The 22,944-nt window shown below is 55.6% G+C and carries 19 protein-coding genes; 3 read left to right on the forward strand and 16 right to left on the reverse strand.

The features are described 5' to 3' along the window. Positions 1 to 21: 21 nt before the first annotated feature. A complete protein-coding gene (locus JC616_RS04480) occupies positions 22 to 963 on the forward strand; it encodes a GGDEF domain-containing protein (protein ID WP_227106930.1) in 942 nt (313 codons plus the stop codon). Positions 964 to 976: 13 nt separating this feature from the next. On the opposite strand, the gene JC616_RS04485 is transcribed toward JC616_RS04480, so the two are convergent. Beyond that, positions 977 to 1,879 (reverse strand): LysR family transcriptional regulator, encoded by a 903-nt coding sequence (locus JC616_RS04485; RefSeq protein ID WP_227106932.1) that lies wholly within the window; start codon positions 1,877 to 1,879, stop codon positions 977 to 979. Between the two features lie 103 nt (positions 1,880 to 1,982). Between JC616_RS04485 and JC616_RS04490 the strand changes: the two genes are divergently transcribed. Further along, positions 1,983 to 2,972, forward strand: coding sequence for an aldo/keto reductase (locus JC616_RS04490; protein ID WP_227106934.1), 990 nt, complete (start codon positions 1,983 to 1,985; stop codon positions 2,970 to 2,972). An 8-nt stretch (positions 2,973 to 2,980) separates the two neighbouring features. On the opposite strand, the gene JC616_RS04495 is transcribed toward JC616_RS04490, so the two are convergent. Then, positions 2,981 to 3,430 carry a hypothetical protein gene (locus tag JC616_RS04495; protein WP_227106936.1) on the reverse strand — a complete coding sequence of 150 codons (450 nt, stop codon included), beginning with the start codon at positions 3,428 to 3,430 and terminating at the stop codon, positions 2,981 to 2,983. 211 nt (positions 3,431 to 3,641) lie between these two features. On the opposite strand from JC616_RS04495, the gene JC616_RS04500 reads away from it, so the two are divergent. Further along, the gene (locus JC616_RS04500) at positions 3,642 to 3,974 is read left to right on the forward strand and encodes a monooxygenase (RefSeq protein WP_227106938.1); all 333 of its coding nucleotides are present in this window, start codon (positions 3,642 to 3,644) and stop codon (positions 3,972 to 3,974) included. A 346-nt stretch (positions 3,975 to 4,320) separates the two neighbouring features. On the opposite strand, the gene JC616_RS04505 is transcribed toward JC616_RS04500, so the two are convergent. The 14 genes from JC616_RS04505 to JC616_RS04570 form a co-directional block, all read right to left on the reverse strand. Beyond that, positions 4,321 to 4,707, reverse strand: a complete 387-nt coding sequence (locus JC616_RS04505) for a hypothetical protein (protein WP_227106940.1) — start codon at positions 4,705 to 4,707, stop codon at positions 4,321 to 4,323. Positions 4,708 to 4,890: 183 nt separating this feature from the next. Continuing rightward, entirely contained in the window at positions 4,891 to 6,108 is a 1,218-nt protein-coding gene (locus tag JC616_RS04510; protein ID WP_227106942.1) for a hypothetical protein, read from the reverse strand. 600 nt (positions 6,109 to 6,708) lie between these two features. Next, on the reverse strand, positions 6,709 to 7,353 hold the full coding sequence (locus JC616_RS04515) for a hypothetical protein (RefSeq protein WP_227106944.1): 645 nt from the start codon (positions 7,351 to 7,353) through the stop codon (positions 6,709 to 6,711). Continuing rightward, positions 7,346 to 8,113, reverse strand: coding sequence for a hypothetical protein (locus tag JC616_RS04520; protein ID WP_227106946.1), 768 nt, complete (start codon positions 8,111 to 8,113; stop codon positions 7,346 to 7,348). Before JC616_RS04520 ends, JC616_RS04515 begins: the two co-directional genes overlap by 8 nt. Before the next feature lie 142 nt (positions 8,114 to 8,255). Then, on the reverse strand, positions 8,256 to 9,170 hold the full coding sequence (locus JC616_RS04525) for an HNH endonuclease family protein (RefSeq protein WP_227106948.1): 915 nt from the start codon (positions 9,168 to 9,170) through the stop codon (positions 8,256 to 8,258). A gap of 4 nt (positions 9,171 to 9,174) precedes the next feature. Beyond that, positions 9,175 to 11,214, reverse strand: a complete 2,040-nt coding sequence (locus JC616_RS04530) for an AAA family ATPase (protein WP_227106950.1) — start codon at positions 11,212 to 11,214, stop codon at positions 9,175 to 9,177. 403 nt (positions 11,215 to 11,617) lie between these two features. After that, a complete protein-coding gene (locus JC616_RS04535) occupies positions 11,618 to 12,574 on the reverse strand; it encodes a DUF5677 domain-containing protein (protein ID WP_227106952.1) in 957 nt (318 codons plus the stop codon). 166 nt (positions 12,575 to 12,740) lie between these two features. Next, positions 12,741 to 14,588: a UvrD-helicase domain-containing protein gene (locus JC616_RS04540; protein ID WP_227106954.1), complete on the reverse strand. Its 1,848-nt coding sequence runs from the start codon at positions 14,586 to 14,588 to the stop codon at positions 12,741 to 12,743. Positions 14,589 to 14,632: 44 nt separating this feature from the next. Beyond that, a complete protein-coding gene (locus JC616_RS04545; protein ID WP_227106956.1) occupies positions 14,633 to 16,591 on the reverse strand; it encodes an ATP-dependent nuclease in 1,959 nt (652 codons plus the stop codon). 174 nt (positions 16,592 to 16,765) lie between these two features. Continuing rightward, a complete protein-coding gene (locus JC616_RS04550) occupies positions 16,766 to 18,607 on the reverse strand; it encodes an ATP-binding protein (protein WP_227106958.1) in 1,842 nt (613 codons plus the stop codon). Further along, positions 18,598 to 19,101 (reverse strand): ABC-three component system middle component 2, encoded by a 504-nt coding sequence (locus tag JC616_RS04555; protein ID WP_227106960.1) that lies wholly within the window; start codon positions 19,099 to 19,101, stop codon positions 18,598 to 18,600. The genes JC616_RS04550 and JC616_RS04555 overlap by 10 nt, the downstream gene beginning before the upstream one ends. Continuing rightward, positions 19,089 to 20,180: an ABC-three component system protein gene (locus JC616_RS04560; protein WP_227106962.1), complete on the reverse strand. Its 1,092-nt coding sequence runs from the start codon at positions 20,178 to 20,180 to the stop codon at positions 19,089 to 19,091. The genes JC616_RS04555 and JC616_RS04560 overlap by 13 nt, the downstream gene beginning before the upstream one ends. A gap of 299 nt (positions 20,181 to 20,479) precedes the next feature. Next, entirely contained in the window at positions 20,480 to 20,983 is a 504-nt protein-coding gene (locus JC616_RS04565) for a 3'-5' exoribonuclease (protein ID WP_227106964.1), read from the reverse strand. Then, a complete protein-coding gene (locus tag JC616_RS04570) occupies positions 20,977 to 22,914 on the reverse strand; it encodes a TniQ family protein (protein ID WP_227106966.1) in 1,938 nt (645 codons plus the stop codon). The genes JC616_RS04565 and JC616_RS04570 overlap by 7 nt, the downstream gene beginning before the upstream one ends. Positions 22,915 to 22,944 lie beyond the last annotated feature (30 nt).

Below are 22,944 nucleotides of genomic sequence, written 5' to 3' on the forward strand. Positions count from 1 at the left end.
GGCAGGGACGGGAGCGCGCGGATGACTTTCAAGATTGGCGACGAGGCGGTGGATGTCGGCAAGGAAGTGCTGTCGCGCAGCCTGGATTTCGTGCCCATTCCCATCCTGATCTCGGAATCCGACGCCAAGCTGGACCAGCCCGGCCGGCGCGTGCATCGCTATCTGAACCGCGCTTTCCTGCAGCAGATAGGCTACACGCTGGAGCAGATGCCGGACATGGAGGCCTGGTTCCGTCTGGCTTATCCCGATCCGGCCTACCGCTTGGAGGTGGAGCAAAGCTGGCTGCAGGCGGTGAAGGACAGCCTGGCGCTGGGCCGCAACCTGGCGGAGATGACGGTGAGGGTGTGCTGCGCCGACGGCCGCCTGCGCTGGTTCATCGTCACCGCGCAACTGCATGCCGATCTGCTGCCCAACTGGCACATCGTCACCTTCCGCGACGTGGACGACCTCAAGTGCGCGATGGACGAGAACGTCAGGTTGTCGCGCACGGATTTTCTCACCGGTTTGATCAACCGCCGCGAGGCGGTGCGTCAAATGGAGGCCGCCTGGCTGCAATGGCTGCAGACGCGCCGGCCGTTCGCGGTCTTGTTGTGCGATATCGACCATTTCAAGCTGGTGAACGACCATTTCGGCCATGACGGCGGCGACTATGTGCTGGTGGAAGCGGCGCGCTTGCTGAGCGAGGCGTTTCCGGATTTGCTTTGTTCGCGCTGGGGCGGGGAAGAGTTTCTGCTGCTGGCCCCGGACGCCGATCAGGCCAAGGCCGCCGCCTTGGCGGAACAGGCCCGGCAGCGGCTCGCCGCCGCCAATCTGCAATGGCAGCAGCATCCGGTGCCCTTGACCCTGAGCATAGGCCATGTCTGCGCGCAGCCGGGCCTGGAAGTGGAGGTCTTGCTGCAGCGCGCGGACGCCGCCTTGTACCAGGCCAAGGCGGCGGGGCGCAATTGCTGTCGGGCGGGGTGAGGCCGGGGGGCCGTCAACGGGCGGTCATCGCCTGTCTCAAGTAGTCGATGAACGCCCGCAGTTTCGCCGGCTGATGCAGGTGGTGCGGGTAATACAGGTAGAAGGCCTCCGCCGGCGGCATCCATTCTTCCAATACGGCGATCAGGCCACCGTCCGCCAGATGGGGTTCGGCCATCGCCTGCGGCAGATAGGCGAGGCCGAGTCCGCCCAGCGCGACGTGCAGCGCCGCCGCGGTGTCGTTGGCGGTTAGCGGCCCTTGCACCGCGACTTCGAACGGCCGGCCGGCGTCGACGAATTGCCAGCGGTAGATCTGGCCGCTGCTGGCGAAGCGATAGCGCAGGCAATCATGTTGTCGCAACATGGCCGGATGCGCGGGTACGCCGCGCGTTTGCAAATAAGCCGGGCTGGCCGCCACGCAAAAGCGGAGCGGGGCGCTGACCGCCACCGCCTGCATATCCTGTTGCAGGCTCTCGCCGAAGCGCAGGCCGGCGTCCAGACCGCGCTCCACGATATCCACCAATTGATTGTTCACGTCCAGTTCCAGCTTTAGCTGCGGATGCGCGCGCATGAAGCCGGCCAGCAAGGGATACAGCAGCAGGGCGGCGGCGGTATGCGGCAAGGTCAGCTTCAGGGTGCCGCTGAGCTGACCTTGCCATTGGCGAGTGTCTTCCAGCGCGCCGTCCAGCTGTTCCAGCAGCGGCCTGATCCGCGCCAGCAGCGCCTGGCCGGCTTCGGTCAGCCCTACCTTGCGGGTGGTGCGGTTCAGCAGGCGCACGCCCAGTTGCGCCTCCAATTGACGCAGCGTCTGGCTCAGCGCCGAGGGGGTGACCTCTTGCTGGGCGGCGGCGCGGGTGAAGCTGCCGTGCTGGGCGATGAGGCGGAAGGCTTGCAAGGCATGCAGGGAGTTTTGCGGCATTGTGAAGATTTTCTACGTAATGCATGCAGATTAAGCCGGTTTTTCCGATGGAGGCAAGAGAATATGCTTCAGGCATCTTAACCGACCACGAAGGATGGCAGGCATGAAACAACGTATCCTGGGCCGTAACGGCCCCTCCGTTTCCGCTTTGGGCTTGGGCTGCATGGGCATGAGCGCTTTCTACGGCGCGCATGACGACGCGGAATCGCTGCGCACGCTGAATCACGCGCTGGATCGCGGGGTCAATCTGCTGGACACCGCGGATATGTACGGACCTTACCGCAACGAGGAATTGCTGGCGCAGCTGCTGAAGTCGCGCCGTAGCGAGGTGGTGCTGGCCACCAAGTTCGGCATCGTGATGGACCCGGCCAATCCGGCCGCGCGCGGCGTCAACGGACGGCCGGAATACGTGCGCAGCAGTTGCGAAGGCAGCCTCAAGCGGCTGGGCGTCGACGTCATCGATCTTTACTATCTGCACCGCGTGGACCCGCAAGTGCCTATCGAAGAAACGGCGGGCGCGATGGCGGAGCTGGTGCGCGCCGGCAAGGTCCGTTACCTGGGCCTGTCCGAGGCCGCGCCCGACACCTTGCGCCGCGCGCACGCCGTCCATCCCATCCACGCGCTGCAAAGCGAATACTCGCTGTGGACGCGGGACCCGGAGCAGCAAACGCTGGCCTTGTGCCGGGAGCTGGGCGTCGGTTTCGTCGCCTACAGCCCGCTGGGGCGCGGTTTTTTGACCGGGGCGATCAGAAGCCCGGACGACTTCGACGCCGACGACTACCGGCGCGGCAATCCGCGCTTTCTCGGCGAGAATTTCCGCCGCAATCTGGCGCTGGTGGACCGGGTGAAGGCCTTGGCCGAAACCAAGGGCTGCACGCCGGCGCAATTGGCGCTGGCCTGGGTGCTGGCGCACGGCGATCACATCGTCGCCATTCCCGGCGCGCGCCGCATCCGCAATCTGGACGACAATCTGGGCGCGCTGATGCTGGAACTGAGTCCGGCGGAGCGGGCGGAAATCGATGCGGTCTTTCCGCCGGAGGCCGTCAGCGGCCTGCGCTACGCGTCCGAGGTGATGGCGACGGTGCAGCGCTGAGCGCGGTTTTAGCGGTCTCGCCGCCAGTCGCGACGATCGCGCTCATGGCCGCGGCCATGGTCGTGATCGTCGTCGCCATGCCAGCCGTGGCGTTCGTGTTCGCGCCTGTACTCATGGCCGCGTTGAACCTGCTGATAACGCGGCACGTAGACTTGGCGGTACCACTCGTCGCGAACGAAGTAGACCGGGCGGCCGCAGGCGCCGTAGCGGCCGCAGTAGCGACGCCAATCCTTCATGTGGCCGGGCGGCACCCGCAGATACATCGGCGTCACCGCCACCGGGGCGGGCTGGATGACCACCGGTTGTGGATAGATCAGCTGCGGCGGCGGGAAACCGCCGAGGCTGAGTTGTCCGTAGAAGCCGGGCTGGCCGATGGTGATGGAGACGCCGGCCTGGGCCGGCATGGCGCAGAGCCATGCCGAGGCGCTCAGCGCGGCGAATGCGAATAGACGTTTCATGGCGAATGTCCTTTTAGTCGTACAAGCGAGTGTTGTACTGCCAATATCGTCCGGCACTATTGCGCATGCGCGAAGCTGAAGGATGGAATGATGTCTATTGTTGGCGGAAAGGAGGTTTAGCAAACAAAAGCAAAACTTCCCGGCCGCGATGGACGGCCTGGCAAGGTGCCCTGCGTTGCCGCGAGTCTTGCCTTCTATAGGAAACGCTTTCATGCAAAAACTTCTGCAAGTCCACTTTGATTTTTCCGGTCCTTTCGGCGACGAGATGGCAAGCCGGTTGCAAGAGCTGGCGGCGTCCATCAATCAGGAGCCCGGCTTCATCTGGAAAATATGGACGGAGAGCCCGGACCGGCAAGAGGCCGGCGGCATTTATCTGTTTGCCAGCGAAGAAACGGCGCAAGCTTATCTGCGCATGCACAGCGCAAGACTGAAAGCCTTGGGGGTGACCGAGGTCAGCTGCAGGATTTTCGACGTGAACCTGGCGCTCAGCGAGCTCAATCATGCGGGCTTTGCGCGCGGGCCGGAGCCGCTTGGGGCCGAATAGCCGGCAGCTCTAGTCAGCGGGACTCCGCGCCGAGGCCTTGTCCGCGCGTGAAAAGCGCGATGCGGCGGGAGGGCGCGCGGGGAAAGAAAAAGCCGCTCGCCGGAAGGCGGGCGGCTGGTGTAGGTTTGCAGAGTTCGTGAAAAAAATGGCCCTTGATTTGTAAGGATTTTTTCACTTCTGTGCACATGTCGCAGGCCCGCCGGTTTGCAGATTACGTGAAGAATACCTACAAAATTTGCGCTCTTTGTGAAAAAAATGTCGCAAAACAAGAAAAATCAAAGGTTTGCATCAGGGGAACAAAAAACTCTCCGAAGCCTTACCTTCGGAGAGTCAATTGTTGCGATGGTCATTTCTTTTCGTCGTTCTTCAGTGATGCCTCCAGTACCGAGAACCGTTGCTGTGCCTCCCCGATCATCGCACCAGCAATAGCTTGGGTACGCCGGGGCTCCGGCTGCCGCAATGCCTTTACTACATCTTCTGCTACAGCGTTCGGGTTTGTGACCGTGACTTGGATGTGAGTAGGTGTCACCACCAACTCTGCACCCTTCTTTGCGTAGAGGGCCTTCATCTCCACAGGATCAATCTCCACTTTAACCCCACCAGTCAAGGTGGCATCAAGTACACCAAGCTGAGCCAAGTCCTTAATTTTGGAAGTTGCCGTGTGTACAAATTCATCCATGCTCAAATTGAGCCCACTGTTTCCTTCAATCGGCAGAATGGTAGTCGGGTCCATAAAAATCTCCTTGAAAAGCGATTGCCGAGGGCCTTCCGTACTGTAGATGTAACGGCCAGGGTTTAAGTCGCAACAAGTCCTGAACTTTGCAACGACCTTGCAAGCCAACAGACAGGTCTCAAAGTTGCCTATGGCTGGTGGTCGAAGAGCAGGATCCGTAAAACGTATCGAACGTTCAGCTGGTTACTGCGCGTGGTTAGGGGAGTGATGGTTGACTACATCGCCAAATAGTCGCTCTCGTTCCGTGCCAGGCGTCGACTGGCGAGCCAGAAGCCACTGACCCTTAATAGACCGGATACGTAACGTATGACGATGCATTTTCAGGAAGCTTTCAACGATGTCACTGGTGACACGGGGTGTGCCATCGACACCCTGCTTAAGGAATGCGACCAAGTCTTCTGTAGTGAAAGTACTCTTTTCGCTCTCACTAAATACTCGTAGGCCCGCCAGGACCCGTCGCGCGTCGACTAAAGCACCGTCACAAACGTGGTGGAGATCCTTGAGGTCATCAGAGTAAAGCACTAGGCACACAGGACAAATCTTGAGGCGCGGCAGCGAGGAGACAGGCTTGCCTATAATGGTCACCAGAGAGCGGGCATGCGCTTCTTCATTGAACCCACTTTGACCGATTGCTGATGCATTCCAGCCACGCTCATCTCGAGCTTGGTAGTGTGCCGTTGGCGAAATAATACCGGTGAGAACCCGCCCCTTGTACTGTTCTTGCCGTACAAGACAGAAGCCAAGCCCGAGTTCGGCACTGTACAGTTTCCCATCTCGCCAATTGACCTTATCGGTAAGGGCCAGATGTGTTTCGCGAAGCTCCCGCGACGGTTCATCCCATAGGAAGGTCGGCGTACGTGCGACCATCTCAGACACCGTGCCGTTGAGCGCAAGCGCTGGACCGATCCAATTCAGACGCTCTGCTAAGCTGACCGCCGGCAGTGCTGGCAACTTGCCGAGAGCAATCGCAACAGTGGCCTGCGTAGGTGGAAAGTCAGGGTCGGACATAGCTTTGAAGATACGATCACGGCTATCCGCATAGGCCGGATCGAAAAGAACCTTCAAAGTGTTAACGTGCAAGCCTGAGCTGCGAACCACTTCCAACGTCACGGACGCCAAGCGTTGCGCAACCCATTCGTCGATCTTCTGTACGCTTTTGATTCGGTCAATCACCAAGCGCAGATGCAGGTGTTGCGGCAGGCTATCGTGTACATGCCCAGAACCTGGGGTAACTGCGAGCGGCGTCTTGAAGTCCCGAGCCAATTTAGAGGTCCAGAACCCTAGGCACCATAGGATGAACTCTAAGGCCTTGGCAGGGCCGATATGAACACCTTCGTGTGCAAAAGCCTCGATCAGCTTTGAGCTGATCGGCTTAAGCAAAGCCGATGGGAAAGTAGGCATGGTCACTCCATGCAGCGTGGTGCGTCGACTTAAGTATTGCCGTTCACGCGACGTCCCAAGCTGACTGGATATGACTAGCCTCAGGGGGTAACGTAACTAGACGCCGTGTGCCATCGGTTCAGCGGCAATGGTCTGGGTCAGTGGCCGACGTCTTTTTTTAGCGTATTGCACATTAGATGGGTTCGTCAACAGCCAACTGACACTTAATTATGCAGATCTGAACCATCCAGAGCTTTGTGTCCTCGCCCAACCAAATGCGCAGCAGTTGAGACGCAGATGGTCGGCGGCCACTAACTTGCGAATCTTGTAGCCACTCTCGGTCCACTTCGTATGGAACGTCGTTGAGTCTGTGGCTGCCGCGGCGGAAGGGTGATCATGTCGGTCATGAGCTGTTGCCAGCGCCGAATGACAGTTGCCTTATCTGGATATTTGATATAGGGGTTGTAAAGCATTTCTGTCAAAATGCTTTTTAGTCAGAAGGGGGATCCTTTAGTCATGGGCGTGTCACCACTTCCATTTCTGTGATTTTCACGTGTTGTATCTCCCCCCCCAGCTTCTCTACACAACTTCTCCATGGCGAGTGGGACAGATCACTCACACTTACTGCAGTACACGATAGTGTCCAGGGTCGCCATCAATCTCGCCATAGCGGACAATACTGTGGACTGCATAAGAGAAAGCATCCGAGGCACTTTGACCCCGAAGAAGTTCTCTTACCGGGACGATGATCTTTTGTTGGATATCTTCCATCGTATTAATCTCAGCCAGCCTGAGGCTGTAGGTCCACTGACTTTCCCTTACTCCGGGTGTTGACCATCTGAACAAAAGATCTTGTTCGAGGGTCATGTCTACCAGTGCAGACTCATCCAGAGGAAATCCCATCCAATTTTCATCAAAGTCCACCGGTTCAGACCAAAAACCAACATGCAGAAGTGGCTGCTCGTTGCCTACTGCTGCAATACCATCACCGATGAAACTGATCTGGAAAAATAGGTAGGCACCGACCGTCCGCTTGGGTTTGATGATGATGGGCAAAGAGTGTGCAATACCGGTGAATACCCAGTTACTGCTATCTGTCTCAGTAGACTCTATCCAAGCGTCCGCTACAACGCACTTACTGACCGATCCATCCGTCAATAGATTACTCAGCTCCTGCTTCAGCAACCGAGCAAGGAGTTCACACTCGGTCCCAACTTTAGAAAGGAAAGATATGCACTCGGAAATTGACTTGCCGATTTCAGCCACAAAGGCCTCCTGTTACAGTAAAGAACGCTTGTTGTGAGATGTTTAGCGGAGGTATCACCGGCGTTACCATTTGCGCAAAACCCTCGAAGCCTCTCCAAAATACAAAGCCCCTCGGTGACGTAAATTCTACCGCAGAAAGGTGCTTAAAACCGCGAAACGGGCGAATTCCCAGTTTTGCGAGACAACCAATCACCTCTTCAGACCAACGGTGTAGGTGGGTAGTATTCAACTCATTGAGATGATGCAGTGTATTCAAAACATCGAACCAAGTACGGAGCAGCAGTCGTCCATCCCATACATCCTCTCTCATTATTGCTTTGCTACCTTCGGTAGTATCTGGGGCGATAAATAGGTGCCATGCGTGCTCTCGCTCGCCATGTGATAGATATTCCTGCCACTGTTTGTAAAGCTGGTCGTCACCACTCAGGGGAGCCCTCCATTTGAACTCAACCAGCAGCAACTGATGATCATCTCCCCAAGAAAGGGTAACCAGCATATCCGGCTCGATATTCCTCCTTTTTGGCCAGAATGCCATTTCCGCATGAGTAACTGCTCCTTTGGGGAATACAATCTTTGGATTTCCCCATCTCACGAGAGCCATCCAGAACCGGCCAATCTCACTGGCAGGAAGGAAAGCCAATGGCCCCATGATCAAGGCAGTGATTTCATCCTCCTCTGGGACCCTCTTTTCGTTGTGATCTCGATGCCCTAGATATCGCCGATATAGACGTGACTTGTTGCGTGTGAAGGCATGTAACAAAAAATGCTCCTTGGATAATTAAATTTCCGGCTTGGCTCAATTATCAGGCATACATCAACTTCACGTTTCCGTTACCTTGCCAAATGTTCTCTCTGCGATGTTCCAGCTTCTCAATCCACGCACGTATAGGGAACGGTCTGTTCTAAAAAGGAGGAAGGCCACGCGCAATGCGCCAGCGATCAAGCTCCTCTTGGAAATCCTCCACGAAGGCGGCAGCCATGCCAGCATAGGGCTGCTCAGGGTCCGCATGAGTGACCAGCACGGCTACCTCGCTCATGATGTCGTCTAATTCAGTCTTCGAACCACTCCAGTGGTTCAAGCGGTTGATAATGTGGGTCCGTAGCATCCTCATTGGCTGTAGTACGGGGATACGGTCCAACACCAGTTCGGCTCGGTTGAGAGCACAGGTACGGATCGTGTAGACCCCGTAAGGGCTAGGTCCATTCACTCCTTGCTTTGGTTCGATCAACGTTAGTTCAGTCGAGAAATCCCAACACAATTCATTAGCCGGATCACGCCTACATGGGTCAATGAGGAGGGGATCTTCTACTACGAGACTGCAGGTATCGTTGATTGCACGAGTGCCGAGAATATTAAATTGGGTTGCTTTACCGTAGTTATCTTTCGGGGTTTTGCTGATGAGAGCCTCAACTGCAGTTTTCGTCATCCCTGGTGTGACGATATGCTGCCTCAGACTTTTATTGCAGTCCCTGCACGTCGGAAGAAGGTTGTCCCAGTTATGGGCTAACCACCAATAGCCCGGATGGGTAGCCACACCCTCGATACCTCCCTTGGGACGGTAGTGCTCCACTTCTCTGGCGCCGACTGCGCCGATTTTGCTTTCACAATAGGCGCAGTTCCCTCCCGCTAGCTGTCGGAGGGCAGCCTTAACGTCACGTCCCTTGTAATGTTTGAAGGGGAAGGATGTGTAGGTCGCATTCCATGGTACTCGTCCACCATAATAAGCGGTTGCGCTAACCTTCTCGGTACTTACAGCGCCACTTGGCACCGTGAGAGATGGTGGGGCGGGAACACTTGCACGATCAAGCTTGCGCATAATACTAAGCTCCCCGCGATGCTCGAAGAGCCTTGAACACTGCCGCAACGGCATCCGCACGAGCATTCTGCGAGAGGCTGTCGACTGGACGTTCACGCTCTCGCAGATATCTAACAAGGGCTTCATGAATAATCTGTGCCGCAGCGCTGTCACCTATGGTGAGCTTTGAAATAAGGGCCTTAGCCTCAGCACCGATATTACTCATAGGATCGCCTTCGATCCTATGAGCTAAGCGTGCAATCTCTAGATGAACTTCGGAATCAATAGTGCTGGAAAGGCCAAAATATTCCGAGGTTAGTATCTGCTCTGCACTCATACCAGATATATCAGGTAGGTCATCGAGAATTTGCACACCGCCATCTGAGTCGCGGGTAAGAACAATCACCTCACCATCGTCCATGCCACGAACACACAAAGGATCGTGAGTCGTTGCGATAAATTGGACGCTGGGGAAGGCATTGCGTAGTGACGAAATAACTCGCATTTTCCACCTTGGGTGGAGATGGGTCTCGATCTCGTCTATCAGAACGACCCCCTGTGCTGTTTCCAGGTTGGACCAGTGGTCGAGGAGAGAACGACAAATGTCTGCGACCATCGCAAAAATAGAGCGATAGCCCTCACTCAGTTGGCTGACTGGCGTTAACTGGCCCTGCGCGAGAACGCAAATACCAGCCTGCATGTCTTTGACAAGTTGGTCGTCATCACCAGTCGGCAGGATAGTGCGGATGGTGCGGGCGACCTGATCGAATTGCCTACCTGACAGCCCTCTAAGCCACTCGGACGGGTCGGGTAGTGGTCTTCTCGGATCGAAAAGGCTGCGAACTCTCTCAGATGAGCTTACTCCCCGACGTCCTTTCGCATTGGCGAAATAGCGGTGGGGGCCATAGCCGAGAACTACCGCAGACTGTTCCGGGGTCCCATCAAGTCGGTCCCGAATTGGATCGTAGTAGAATTCTGCGTACTCCCTTTGATCATGGAACCTGACTGTCACCTCTAAGCCCTGCGTGCCCCACAGATTCCAAGATTTCCGATCCACACTACGTGCAAGTTCATGGTAAGGCAGGCGTAGCTTTTTCGCTTGCTTAGTACCGAGAAGAGCCAGGGCCATTGCAGACAAACAGGTTGACTTGCCAGTTGCATTTTCGCCAAGAAGAAGCAAGCACGGTGCTCCCGCCTTTTTCGACCTCACTTTTGGGAATGGGATCTGCACGTCATTGATCGCACGAAAATTTGTGACACGAAGTGAGCTGAGTTCTCCCCTAGCTGACCGAAGCTCGACAGGCTGTGGTGCCGGACTCACCGGTGATGTCGACTGATATGTACCGAAAGTGCGTCGCTGAAGTTCCTTAAGCCTGACTTGATCGGAGTTTTCTGTCAGATCCATGACAGCAATTATGCGATCGAGTTCTTCGCGATCGCCCCGGCCGATCATGGCATCAATATTCTGTCTGATGGCAAACCCATTGTTGATTGAAAGGCTATGTGGCCCATATATGCCCAGGATCCTCAATACAACATCACGACAAGCACCAACAAAGGAGCCTGCAAGCAGAAAATCATTTGGTAATGAATTGCGATTTTCTAGTGCGTAACGCCAAACCTGTAAGGTTCTTTCTATTGTTTTTTGCCGATCAAATACGAGAAATTTGTCATTTAGATCGAGAATTTCGATAGTTGCAATAGATTTTGGTGAGTTTTTCTTTGAAATACACTCTCCCGAAATCAAGTAGGAAATATGGCTCGATGGATTATCGACAGTGGGATCGATCAAGTACGGTTTTTCTTCTGCCCTGACCTCGTCAAAAGTTGCAAGGTAGCGTGCGCGACGCCCATTCATGACTGGAAAGCGATCGGCCTTTGCCTTCTGGCAGCGTCGGCAAAGCAAAAAAAGGTTAAACCACTCAAAAGCAAGCCAAGTATAGTGATCGACAAAATTATCCATGCCATCTTCATCGGCGATGCTAAGCGGCCGGAAGTGACTGATGCCTTCGGATGTTCCTATTTCTCTTTCACAATATGCGCAGCGTCCCTCGAAATCTGACATTACCTCATCAACGACATGACCCGAATGGAAGATATCATGTTCGATTGGTGCTCGCCGTTGGCGGCGATCTTCCGCGGGGCGACTGGCCCATCTCAGTAATTGATCGCGTGCTTGATCAACCACCTCGTAAAAGAGAGGACTTGGCCGCTTTCGTTTAATTCGTAGCACTACTTTATCCCCGTGGTTTGAATTTTAAATAACAACTGTGCTTGTGAATATGAACCGTATTGGTTTTAGTGAGCTAATGCACAGGTCGTTAATTTTCGGCTTTGAGTTCTGCATGCGAGAGCCCTGACAGCATTGCCAGCACTGACCTTCATGAGTGCTTATCTGGGGAGAGCTTAATGCTTTCCATGTAATATCTTCATGCTTCTCTCTTCCGTTCTTGGTTTGGCTCAAACCGTTAAGTAGAAATGTTTCCATTACTTAATGGAACACCGGCATCGCGAGCAATTTCTTGCACAGCCTTTACAAGCTTAAGCTTTTGATCCTTTAGATCATTGTTGACTGAACGACCATAAGAAACAACAGAAGCGGCAACAGCATCTACAAAAAACATGCATGAAATACGAGTCATCATTACTGAATAAGCCAACGCCTCTTTTCCTATGCGATATTTGAACTCGTCTGGCATGTCCAGTGAAATTAGCCAGGTTAGTGTATCTTCGGCCGTGATATGACTTGCCCCACTGAGGCGATGATAACTTTCGTAATAATCCGTTTCTCTACCAAGTAATTCAAAACGTTTGAAAAGTGATTTTGGCCATTCAGGAGAATTTGGCAAATCAATATCGCACTGAGTTTCAATGTTCATTATAATTTCTTTTAAACCAGCCACCAAATCCCTTCTCTCCTCAATCATAAAGGACACACGTTCAGCATATTCTTTGCCCTGAATTTTATGCATCCAATCGGCGAGCTTCTTCTCGTGCTCATTAGTCCATGATCGGAAGAATTGTATTAGTGTTCCTGAATCTCCGTGGTCTGCAAGGTAAATTACATTTATTGACCCCTCTACAACGATGCGAGCTAGTGCCTCGGCGCTTGCGGGTGATCCTGTGGATATCGCAACAAGCATGGCTTGGGCATGCTCAAATATACGCCCAAGTAGGTTTATGAATGTGTGAATTCGAAAACCTGTACTATTATTGCTTGGATCAAAATCACCTAGATGAGATGTTGCTATTTCAATAGCGCAATATATTGCATCAACCGCCACAGCAACATTTGAGAGGTCTGCTTTTGAGTCTATTTTGAAATCTTTTCGGAATTTAGAAATATATTTCATTTTTATATTGAAAATAATTGCAACATCAAAAAATATTAAAAATGGCGAGTGCTCATGATGTAAATCTATCAACTATAAAATTTATCATGTAAATGATTTTTAATATCCAAAACTTCTAAATGCCTCAATGGTCTAACTGGGCTATGGGCTGACCCTATTCTTATCATTAATCTTGTCAGATGGTCGAACTTTCACAAGAAAGCAATCTCGGATATCCGATGGCCCGCAATCCTGCTGTTCAGTTGACATCAACTTCCTCTACGCCGGCGTCGGTCAACATTTGGTAAAGATCGGCGACCTGCCGTCGCGCGCCACGGCGCTCGCAGAATAGGAAAACTGCGCGCTGCTTGGCCCGTGACAAGGCCACGAAGAACGTTGCGATGCCCTCGGGGTTGCCAGGCGTGTGACTCCACCATGATTGATCGTCGAGGCCGACGAAGAAGACGGTGTCGTACTCCAGCCCTTTGCTCTTGTGTACTGTCATCAATGGGATGTCGTTCATACCGGTGAATCGGTCGATGCAGTCGGGCCAGTCGGCGGTCTCCGAGGCTGCATGCTGTAGGTGCAGCAAGAAGCCTTCGATCATGACTTCGAGCAAGTCGTTGCGCGTGTATGCCGAAAAGGTGCTCTTGATCGCGGCTACACCTAGGAATTCAAAGATCCGCTGCGTGATTTCTACTGCCAACTCAGTCGAGGGAGTTTTGTCACTGATGTCTTGCGCGAGTATGCCCAAGAAGTCCTGGATGTCCCGATCGGCGCGATCCCGCAGGAACTCGTTGTCCTCATCTGCGCCGCGAATCGCATAGACGCCGCTGGAGAGCGTCGACCAAGCCGCAGCACTGCGCTGCCCGGTGGCTAATCGTAATGCCGCCAAAGCAATAGAAGCCGCCTCGTCAACCATCAAATCCTGGACATTGGTCCGGCCAATGATCCGACTCTCGTTGCGCAGGCTCAGCCCTACCGCAGCAAACCTTGGCTGAAGCTCTTCCTCGAACTGGTCGGGGCGCTGACGCACGAGAAGCACGTAGTCGCGGGGCTGCTTCTGGCGCGCGGCCATGTCTGCAGCGATCCACTGCGCCAGGCGCTGCCCTTCGGTCACGGTAGAGCTGCTGTTCCACACCTGCACGACGTCCGAGTCCAGCTGGCTTACCGCCTGAGACTGGATCTGCGGCGATTGCGGATCCAGCGTTTGGGCGACAAAGTGCTGAATGCGTACCAGCTCAGGCGAAGACCTGAAGTTGAAAAGTAGGTTCACGCGCTGGGCACCGAAGTCGGCCTCGAATCGCTCGAACGCATCCTGGCGCGCGCCGGCCCAGCCCATGATGCGCTGCTTGTGGTCACCGACGACGGTGACAGCCGTGCCGCCCTGACCGAACGTGGAAAGCAGGAAGTCGTATTGAGCAAACGACGTGTCCTGGAACTCATCCACGAATACGTAGGGATAGGTCATGCGCAGTGCGCGCGCAATCTTAGGGTTGGCGCGCACGATTAACTCCGCCAAGCGGTTCAAGGTGACAAAGGTCAGCTTGGACATCGCCGTGCCGAACAGCTGTCGGTGCAGCCAGTGGTAGATGGCGAACTCCTCCGCCGTTGTGAGCAACTGGGGCATCTCTACTGCAAGTCGATGGCCGCCGACGTTGACTGCTTCGAACCTGTCGGGGGCGAATGCAGCGACCCGAGCTTGCCACGCGGGCTGGGCTAGGCCGCGGATGCTGTTCAGTTCATCTATCACCATGCGCCGAGTCGGAAACCCTATCTCGTAAGGCCGCGTTGGGCGCCAGTGCTGCGGTATAGCAGCGAGGAAACGGTCGACCAAGCTCTTAGTGAAGGCATCGAATGTGATCGACGTGAATCGCTCCGCTAGTTCGGGTGGACAGCGCTTACGCACGCGCGCTGCGAGGTTGGCCGCAGCGTCTGCCTTGAATGAGATCGCCAGGATCTGCTTCGGTGCTTTGCAGAGCCCGGTCTCCAGCAGGTAGGCCGCTCGCTGTGCCAGGAACTCGGACTTGCCCGCACCGGGCCCCGCTACCACCGATGTCGAGCCAGTTTGGCGCAGGGCTGTCCAGGCATTCGGCTCAAGGTCCAATATGCCGCGAGGACGCCAAGCCTCAGGTGTTATCGGCCGTGAGGTCATTGCGTCGCAGCCTGTTCAAGGTCGGTTCGGACTTTGGTCAGCATACGCAGCAAGGGTTGCGGCAATGCAACTACCAAGTTCTCTTGAGTGAGTCGACTTAAGACCCTGACGTGCGTACTTGGTTTGCCGCGCCCCAAAAATAGATAGCGGTACCAGCGCAGCGCGTCGTCCTCCGCTGCATCATAGAAACTCGGAGTGCCTTCCTCGCCCAAAACGGCCGTTCGTGGGTCGCCGCTACCGGAAGGACCGCGCATGCCCGCCTCAAGCACCCGATAGGCATCCGGGTAGGCCTTCAGCATCGTGAAGTCTAGGTCGAGCGGGGCGGAGAAGTAAACGCCGAACCGCTCAAGCCTAGTTAGCCAATTACTCAGGTCGTCGGTGTCTGCATCGTCCATGACAGCGATATCAGCAAGGTTCCGTTCGTGCCCTTCTGGATGGAGTCTGCTTGCAAAGACTTGCAAGGGCGTATAGCCAACGCTCAGCAGCTGTTCGCATACCGTCTTGATCCGGCCATAGCCACCACCGCTACGACCCCAGTCTAAGTCCAGCAGCGTAGCGTGGGGTACTTGGAGGTCGGTCAACAGCCGCCACAGGTGATTGACGTGGCGACCGCCCAGCGGCACGACGGCGACAAAGGACCGGTCGATAGGGAAGTCCATTGCCTTGGCCAGCAGCGGAAGCACAACTTCCTCGGTGGCTCCTTCACCAAGGATTGCATAGCGCGCGAAATACAATTCGGGATAAGCACGTACGGCCTCACGAATGAACTTCGACGCGTCTTCATCACCCTCAGGTAGGCTGATCTGTCGCACCGCCGAGCAACGGTTCTCCAGATTCAGGCGGAAGTGCCGCACATTGGAAGGGTCGACTCGTGCGAGGATACTGGGCGAATGGCTCGACACGATGGCCTGAGCATTGTTGCTGGCGGCGATCTCTTGTACCTGCTTGATGATACGGGAGAGATAGAAGGGTGCGAGGTTGTTCTCTGGTTCTTCCAGCGCCACGATGGTCAAAGCGGGCAGTGGGATGCCGCCCTCGATGAAACCCTCCGGCGCGTCATCTCCAGCAAGCCTAGCCTCGATGTCTAGCGTCGCAGCTGCCATGGCCAAGTGGAACAACGAGCGCTGCCCATCGCTCAGGTCTTCCAGTGCTCGATCATGTCCATCCTCAGTGGGATGGAAGACAACCTCTACGCGGCGAATGAACTCCTGCCAGCGTGTGTCGACCGGCCGAAAGATAGGCGTTGTATCGGTCCCAGCCGAGTGAAGCTGTTGCCATCGCTGGGTCACGGCGGAGCTGATGCTCGACACAGCTGCCTCGGCTGAGAATGCCTGATTTACCTCCGAGCCTGCGCCTGTTAGCGACTCTTTGATATCCGGAGACCAATTGATGGCTCGCCAGAGCCTGCCGCGCACAAACGCCGAAACCTGTGATGCCCCGTCCCTTGTTGCCGGGATGTAGAAGAGCTGGATCCGCGAGCGGTCAGAGCCGCGTAGTTGATGCAGATCACCCTCCTCGAAGACACCGAAGGTCTGCACGGCACAGTAGGATTCTTCGATTGAGCCGTCTAGAGTTCCATCGTCGGTCCACGTCGCCTGCAACCTAAGACGAACCTTGAGGTTGCCGTTTTCCTCGGCCGCCATGTTCTTGAAAAAGGCAGGCACGGCGGGACTATCATCGTCGGCATCCAATTCGGGAAATGCGACAATGGCCTCAATCACCAGTGTACGGGCTATCGGGCGATCTGCCTCATCGAAGGGAACATGAAAATCCTGCTTGCGCAAGCGCCTTTGCTCGGACGTTACTCCAAACATGCGCTGCAAGGCCTGCATTAGCGCCGTCTTGCCTGTGCCGTTATCTCCAATAAAAGCGACGAGACAGGGGCCAAGGGCGACTTCGGTCTCCTGAGGACCGAAGCAACGAAAATTCTCCAGTACAAGACGTTCAATATGCATGCAATCTCCCTGGTTGCAGTTTCATGTACGCCGTCTAGGGCAACGGCCCGGAATGGGCTTCAGCGATTCGAAAGGCAAAGCGTAACGCGCTGACTGTAGCCACTAGCATCACAGTAATGTGGCCAAGGCCGCGAGTTGAGTGAGCGTCTGGGACGAGTCGCTCTCCTTGCGGTGCTAGGGCCGCTCGACTTCCTCAACTTTCTGGCTGTCGCTGATGCCATCGCGCAAAGGGTAGAAACCGTACCTGCCCTTGCCACGAATACGCGTGAAGGTGAGGGGCTCGAGCACTGCTGCTGTCTCAGGTTTGATGGGTTCGTTCTCGAGTACGATGACTTGGCCGCGCCCGCTCCAGGTGGACATCCATCCATAGAAACGGTCAATGACTGTCGCGGGCGGAACCTCGTGTTCTTCAGTCGACTCCGGGTCGGCATACGTCTTCAGCGGCGAATCTAGGACGACGATACCCAAGTGGGGATGTCCTTTCTCAAGCGCATGCTCCATGAACGCAACTACAAGAGCAGACAAATAAAGACCTCGCACACCGGCGCCGTAGCTCAATCGTGAGCGGTCGTCGACACGCAGATCGCAGGCTTCGTCGTCGAGAGCAATGTTATCGATGCTGCTGAAGCCCCAGATATCCAACAATTCCTTAGCACGATTTGCCACCTCACGACCGAAGGTACCGCCTTCCCGGGTGACGGTGATGCGATTTCGAACAGTGGCCTGCTTCAGACGGCCAATCTCGACGGTGAGGTGCTGTATTTCGTCGAAGTTACTCAACTGCGCCGAAAGTTCGGAACGTCGCAGCGCCAAGCTCTTCGGGTCAGCAGTGAACTCAACGCGAGCATTCCGTAGCACCGATGCTTCGCGGCTCTGTAGCAAACTCAATTCACCAGAGAGCTTTTCCGCATTCGCCTTGAGGGCTTGATGGCGGCCCCGCTCATGCTGGAGGGCTGCGAGCAGTCCAGTGCGTAACGCACTAATTTTCTTCGCTTCAGCAGCGATTGCTGCTCGGTAATGGCTGGGGGTAGCAGGGCGCAGATCGTTAGGGTCTACCTGGCTTTCCGCAGGGGTTCCGCACAATGGACAATTTACAGTCGGAAGTTCCTGAAAGAATGCGACTCCCTCGCTCGTGCCGCCAAGACGCGCCAAATCGTTCTCATATTTTTTGTCGAGCAGCTCGAACCGACTGATCATGGACTGCGAATGGTTCCGACCGTTCTCAGCTTTGCGCAGTCCGTCCGATGTATCTGCGATCTGCTGGCGCAACTCCTTCAGGACCGTAGCACGCGCGTCGTACTGGCTCGCCATCGCTGACAGTGTCGTATCTACTCGCTCCAGCGCATCAGCTACTTCTTCACGTTTAAGATCTGCCGGCATAATAGTCTGGATTCGCGCCAAAGCAGCCTCGGCTCCTTGTAGCTCACCACGGGCACGTTCGGCCTCCGTTTGAGACTTTCGCAGCTGGATACCTGAGTCATCGGTACCTGTCAGAAATAAGTGGAATGAAGCCTCGCGCTTCGACGCGGCTTGGCTGATGCCCACGGTAGGCTGCTTGGCGGGAATATCAGACTGCGACCACAACGACCAGTGACGAAGGTCATCACCAGTTACAGCCCCCCGCTTGCTCTGGTTGCGAAGAATTTGCTTACCGCTAGCGCCGGACAAGCTAACGAGCAATTTCCCGAGATCCTGCTCGAGAGGTTCGAACACTTGCTCTTCATCGTTGCTCAACGTCCGCCAATAGATAGCGGCGCCTCCTCCAGACAAGCCCCGACGCACTTCGTATTCATTGCCCTGGGCTGTAAACCGCAGACGGAGCTCCTGGTAGCCCTGTGCAAGCGGGAACGTTTCGGGAAAGTCATCGCCTCCCAACATGTACCAGAGGCAGTCGTAGATATAAGACTTTCCAGTCTCGCTCGGTCCTCGAATCAGACGCCGCTTGGAGGGGAAGGTGATCTCGGCGTCCTCGCGGTCCGGCCCGTGGACCGACAGAGACGTAAGAATTATGCCCATGCGCCGCCTCCATTTCGCGTCACCAACTCAAGCTCGGCCCCCCAGAGGTGACCATTTGCTGCGAACCGGGCAGCGAGCTCCGTGGAGTCGGCTCGACCGTATTCTTCAGCTACCCACTCGCAGCAGTGTTCCAACTCGCGTAGGTAATTTGAAGTCAGTGCCCCCGTCATGGCCCGTGCGCCTTCCCCTGCGAAATAGGTGATGCCATCTTCGTCCCACGTAGCCGTCACCAAGCCGCGCGTGCTCATCAGGTAGAGCCCCTGCTCGATCAGCTCTCGCCGACTCATGAGTTCGGCACCACGGAATGGGATGGGTGTGTGCAAGCTACTCGGTCCGTTCAGGTCGGCTGAGTACACGATGGCGTAGTCCAACAGGACCAGCTTTTGCAGGTCCGCTCCGTGAGGTGCGAGCGCCTGCAACAGGTAGACCATGCGGATGCCGAGCTCGAACGGCGAATTAAATACGAGTAGTTCCCGTCGTTTCACTTGACCCACTTGAGCCTCTTCTTGTTAACCAGGTGGTGGCAGCTGCCAGGCAGATCGCCAGGTCGCAGTTTGGGAGCCAGAAGGCTGTCGTTGACGATGAGCTGTTCGGCTCCATTGGTGCCAGCCTCGAGTCGGTCCAGGCCGGTCTTGTGACGAGGGCTCTTGACCTTCGGCCCGACGCCAGTCAGTACCATGTCTAACAGTGCATCAAACTCTGCTTCTCCGTACGTGTCCCTGCTGAATATCCTGAGCCCCTCGGCGCAGTAGAAGAGCGTGCGCTGACTTTGGAAATGCTCACCACAGGAGTCCGATGCCATTAGCTCGCTCAGCGTCAAGCTCTTGCTGGAGACCTCTGCGTAAACCTTCAGCAGTTCATCGATATAAATCTGTTCGTGGGCTGTAGGCGTGGCCGGTGTTAGCGGGTCGTCGCCGCGTTCACCCTCAAAACCGAACAACGCGAAGTGTGCTGCTCTGTCCAGTGCGTGCCACTTCAATATATCTCGCGTCTGGCACTCGATGATGTTTCTGAAGTCGAACGCCTCGATCAGCTTCTCTAAGTCCGGGGTCAGCTCCGCAGCGCGGCCCTTGAGCCCAGTCTTCCCCGATTTCCAGTCGTCCAGCAAACGCTGTTTGAATTCGTCGGGTTTGGTCAGGAGGTTGTGCAGATCATTGCCGGCCCCCCGCGGCGCGCACAGGTGGTAGTAGCGAGGTTCTGGGTATGTCTTTGCCGCCAGATGCTTGAAAAACTTGACTAGCTCCTTGAACACGTCAGTTGGTGCCAAGGCGTGGTCATAGTGCTTGCCTTGGTACAAATCCCACTGTCCCTTGAGCAGAGTGGGGACCAAGCGAGCCTCGACGTCCCTTCCACCATCCCCTGCACCGCCCAACTGTTTGACGAAGGCGTATCTCCCGCCACCACCTAGCGGGCGGTTCAGGCAGGCAACCTCGACGAGCTTTTCCCACTGGTCGGAGTTAAATAGCAAGACCTGGGACGATGGCGGAATGACGCCACGCTTGACCGCAAAACGGTTTTTTCGCGCAGGTCTCTTAGTCGGATTTGCTCCCATATCCTCGGACGCTGCGCTCATGGACGACAGCTGCTCCGCTCCCTGTTATTTCTTTGTGATTGATCTGCATGCCAGTGAGCCGGTCAAACACCGCCAGTTTTTAACTCCCTGGCCATACTTTAGGTAGTGGCATTAAGGCTTTCAGCAGGAGAGCTACCAAACCTAATGAATTGACAAAGACATGCTAAATTCAATAATCATAATGTCAGGCGACTAGCTCTAACAAGAGCTGTTTGTCATGACACTGAATCACCCCGGCAATCCATAGATAGTTCGAGAGCGGGCACTAAGTCCCCCTTGGGAGGCAAACAGTCCGCCTTTTACCTCTGCAGGAGATTGTCGCGCCGACGTTTGTCCATCCATGCCAGCCAGCCTGCTCGATGGGCATGAGCATCGTGTAGAGCGTGATGCCAGGGCCGATCAGACTGAGCGTGATAAGCGTTTACCGCCTGATCGAAAACCGTCGTATCGATCAACGGGCGCAAGTCAAACCAGCCCACCAGGTTAGCTGGCCAAGGCCCACCGATCATTGCTCCCAGTACCTCACGGTCAAACTGGCTATCGCAAGCAATCGTCACCCTTCTCGGCAGGGCGGCGAACCAGGTGCGTAACCGGTCCGGCAGGTCGATCCTCTTGACCGTCGCTCCATCAATCTGGCCCAACAGTGGCCACACTGTCGACCGTACGAAAGCGTTGCAGCGATCACGGTCGAAGTCTTGTAACTCCGCGTAGAAAACGTGCTGACCATCCTCGGACACCATACCGATGCTGATCGGCTCCCGGTCGGCGAAGTCTGCGAACTCCGTATCGAGAAAAATCAACATGTGCGGTCTCCTCCACCTACAGCCTTGCATGGCAGGCCGTGCCGCGTGAGCTGAGCTTGCTGTCTCTGAAAAGCGATTACGTCCGAACGTAAGAACAGGTACGTTGTTCCACCGTCGACCGCCGGGCCTGTAACGGGCCAGACCCCACGGTTGATCAGCGCACGTGCTGCAGACTTCCTTCCGTATCCCGTTAGCCTCTCTAGCTCCAATCCCCAGGCATAGCGGGCCTTGAGGCTATCCAGCGCCGACCTCGATAACTTGGGACTTTTGGCACCTTCGGGATATTCGAATCCATACAGTAGCTCTTTATCACGCAGCCAGTACAGCACATGCTCCTTGAGCCCCAGGTAGTGAGCGGCAGGCGAGATGGAGTACAACTGCTGTGACTGTAGGTGCTCTCCAAACCAAGTTTCAAATTGGGTTCGGTTGAGTAGCAGCCCTTTCAGACCAGGTTGATTGGGGTCACGGGCGATGCAGTCGAGCTCGCCACGCTGTATGGCACGAATGAGTGTGATGAAATCGGCACCAGTTCGGCTCCGGGAACGACAGACAGCCTCCAGGGAGATCATGCTACTGCATGCTGGGGTCGCATGGACTTGGATGCGCAGGTCTCCGAGTACCCTATCTAGCTCAGACTTTTCAAATGCCCAGTGTAGGTGCAGGGTATTATTTCCCTCCGGTTGGCGTGCGGGTACCAGTAGGCGAGCCTCGACGAGCAACTTGAGTCGAGGATGGGAGAGACCAAGATAGTCAGCGGCGTCCGCCAGCGTGTACAGCGCGCCGGCACTGCCAAGTTGGAAGCGAAGTACCGACTTTCGATCGATGACTAGGTAGCGCAGAGTCCCATTAGATTGCTGATACCAGCCTTGGATGCATCCCTGGTTCACCAGCATATTCAGCTTCTTGCGCGAAATCTGAAGCATTTCGGCGGCCTCCTTGGCAAGGATGGTCGTATGCTCAAAGGTGATGGCTTCGGAGAATTTATGACGGTCAGCGATGACACCTTTCCAATGCGCCGAAACGAATCGCTCGAACTCGTAGCGGACGAAATGCAACTCAGGGTGGCTGAGTGCTCGATTGAGGGCAAGCAAGCGGGGTCCAGAAAACTTATGCAAGTGCAAAGCATGTGTCTGCGTCTGGTCGCAGGAGTCGAATAGTAAGGCATGAAAGGTATGGGGCCACTGCGTCAGCATGTGGCTGGCGCTCTCGAGCACTGGCAATGCAACAGCAAGTCGGTGGTGATCCTGTACCTTCAATGATTTTTTGAGGGCGCGGTAATGTCCATAGCACCCCAGCACCCATAGAAGGTCGAGCAACCGGGGCAACTGCACGTGCTCTACCAAGTGAGCAAGATCACTGGTCCCTGCTGAGAATGGGGTATCGGTCGCAGTGGCAAGTTTCCCGCTGACCAGTTGAGCAACTTGGCACAACGCTTCGGACGCTGGAGTTGAGACAGCTTCTGAGGTAAGCGAGTGATCGCAGCGGCATCGTTGTAACCCACCGCTATACCAGCTAACCGGTTGTTGGCAGGCCGGACACAGTTCGTGAAGCAAGCACCGATGGATGGGGCAGGCGACTTGTAGCGTCAGCAGCCATTCGGCCTTCCAGTAACCATTTTCCCGCAGGCAATCGGGGCACCAACGCCGGTGGTGGAGATTCCAGTACGTGGTCTTGATGCCGAGTTTGCGCTCGGGACTGATCGGCAAAGTGGGAATGGATGGTCCCCATAGACAATTCATTTCAGTGGAGCCATGTCCCGTCACTTGTTCGAAGAAGGTGTCGAAACTCTGAGCGGGCCGTTCCATACGCTTTTGGAAAGCCTGTAGCCAGGGCAACGTTGGCAAATCGTTGACTGCCCCCAGGCGCAGCAGATAGCCGATCGCGCTCTCAAGTGGGAAAGGCAAAGGGTGGATGGGAAAAAGCGGAAGCATAGAAAATGCCCTCGGCAGGCGACTTACCTG

This window comes from Chromobacterium rhizoryzae (genome assembly GCF_020544465.1).
Taxonomy (GTDB): Bacteria; Pseudomonadota; Gammaproteobacteria; order Burkholderiales; family Chromobacteriaceae; genus Chromobacterium.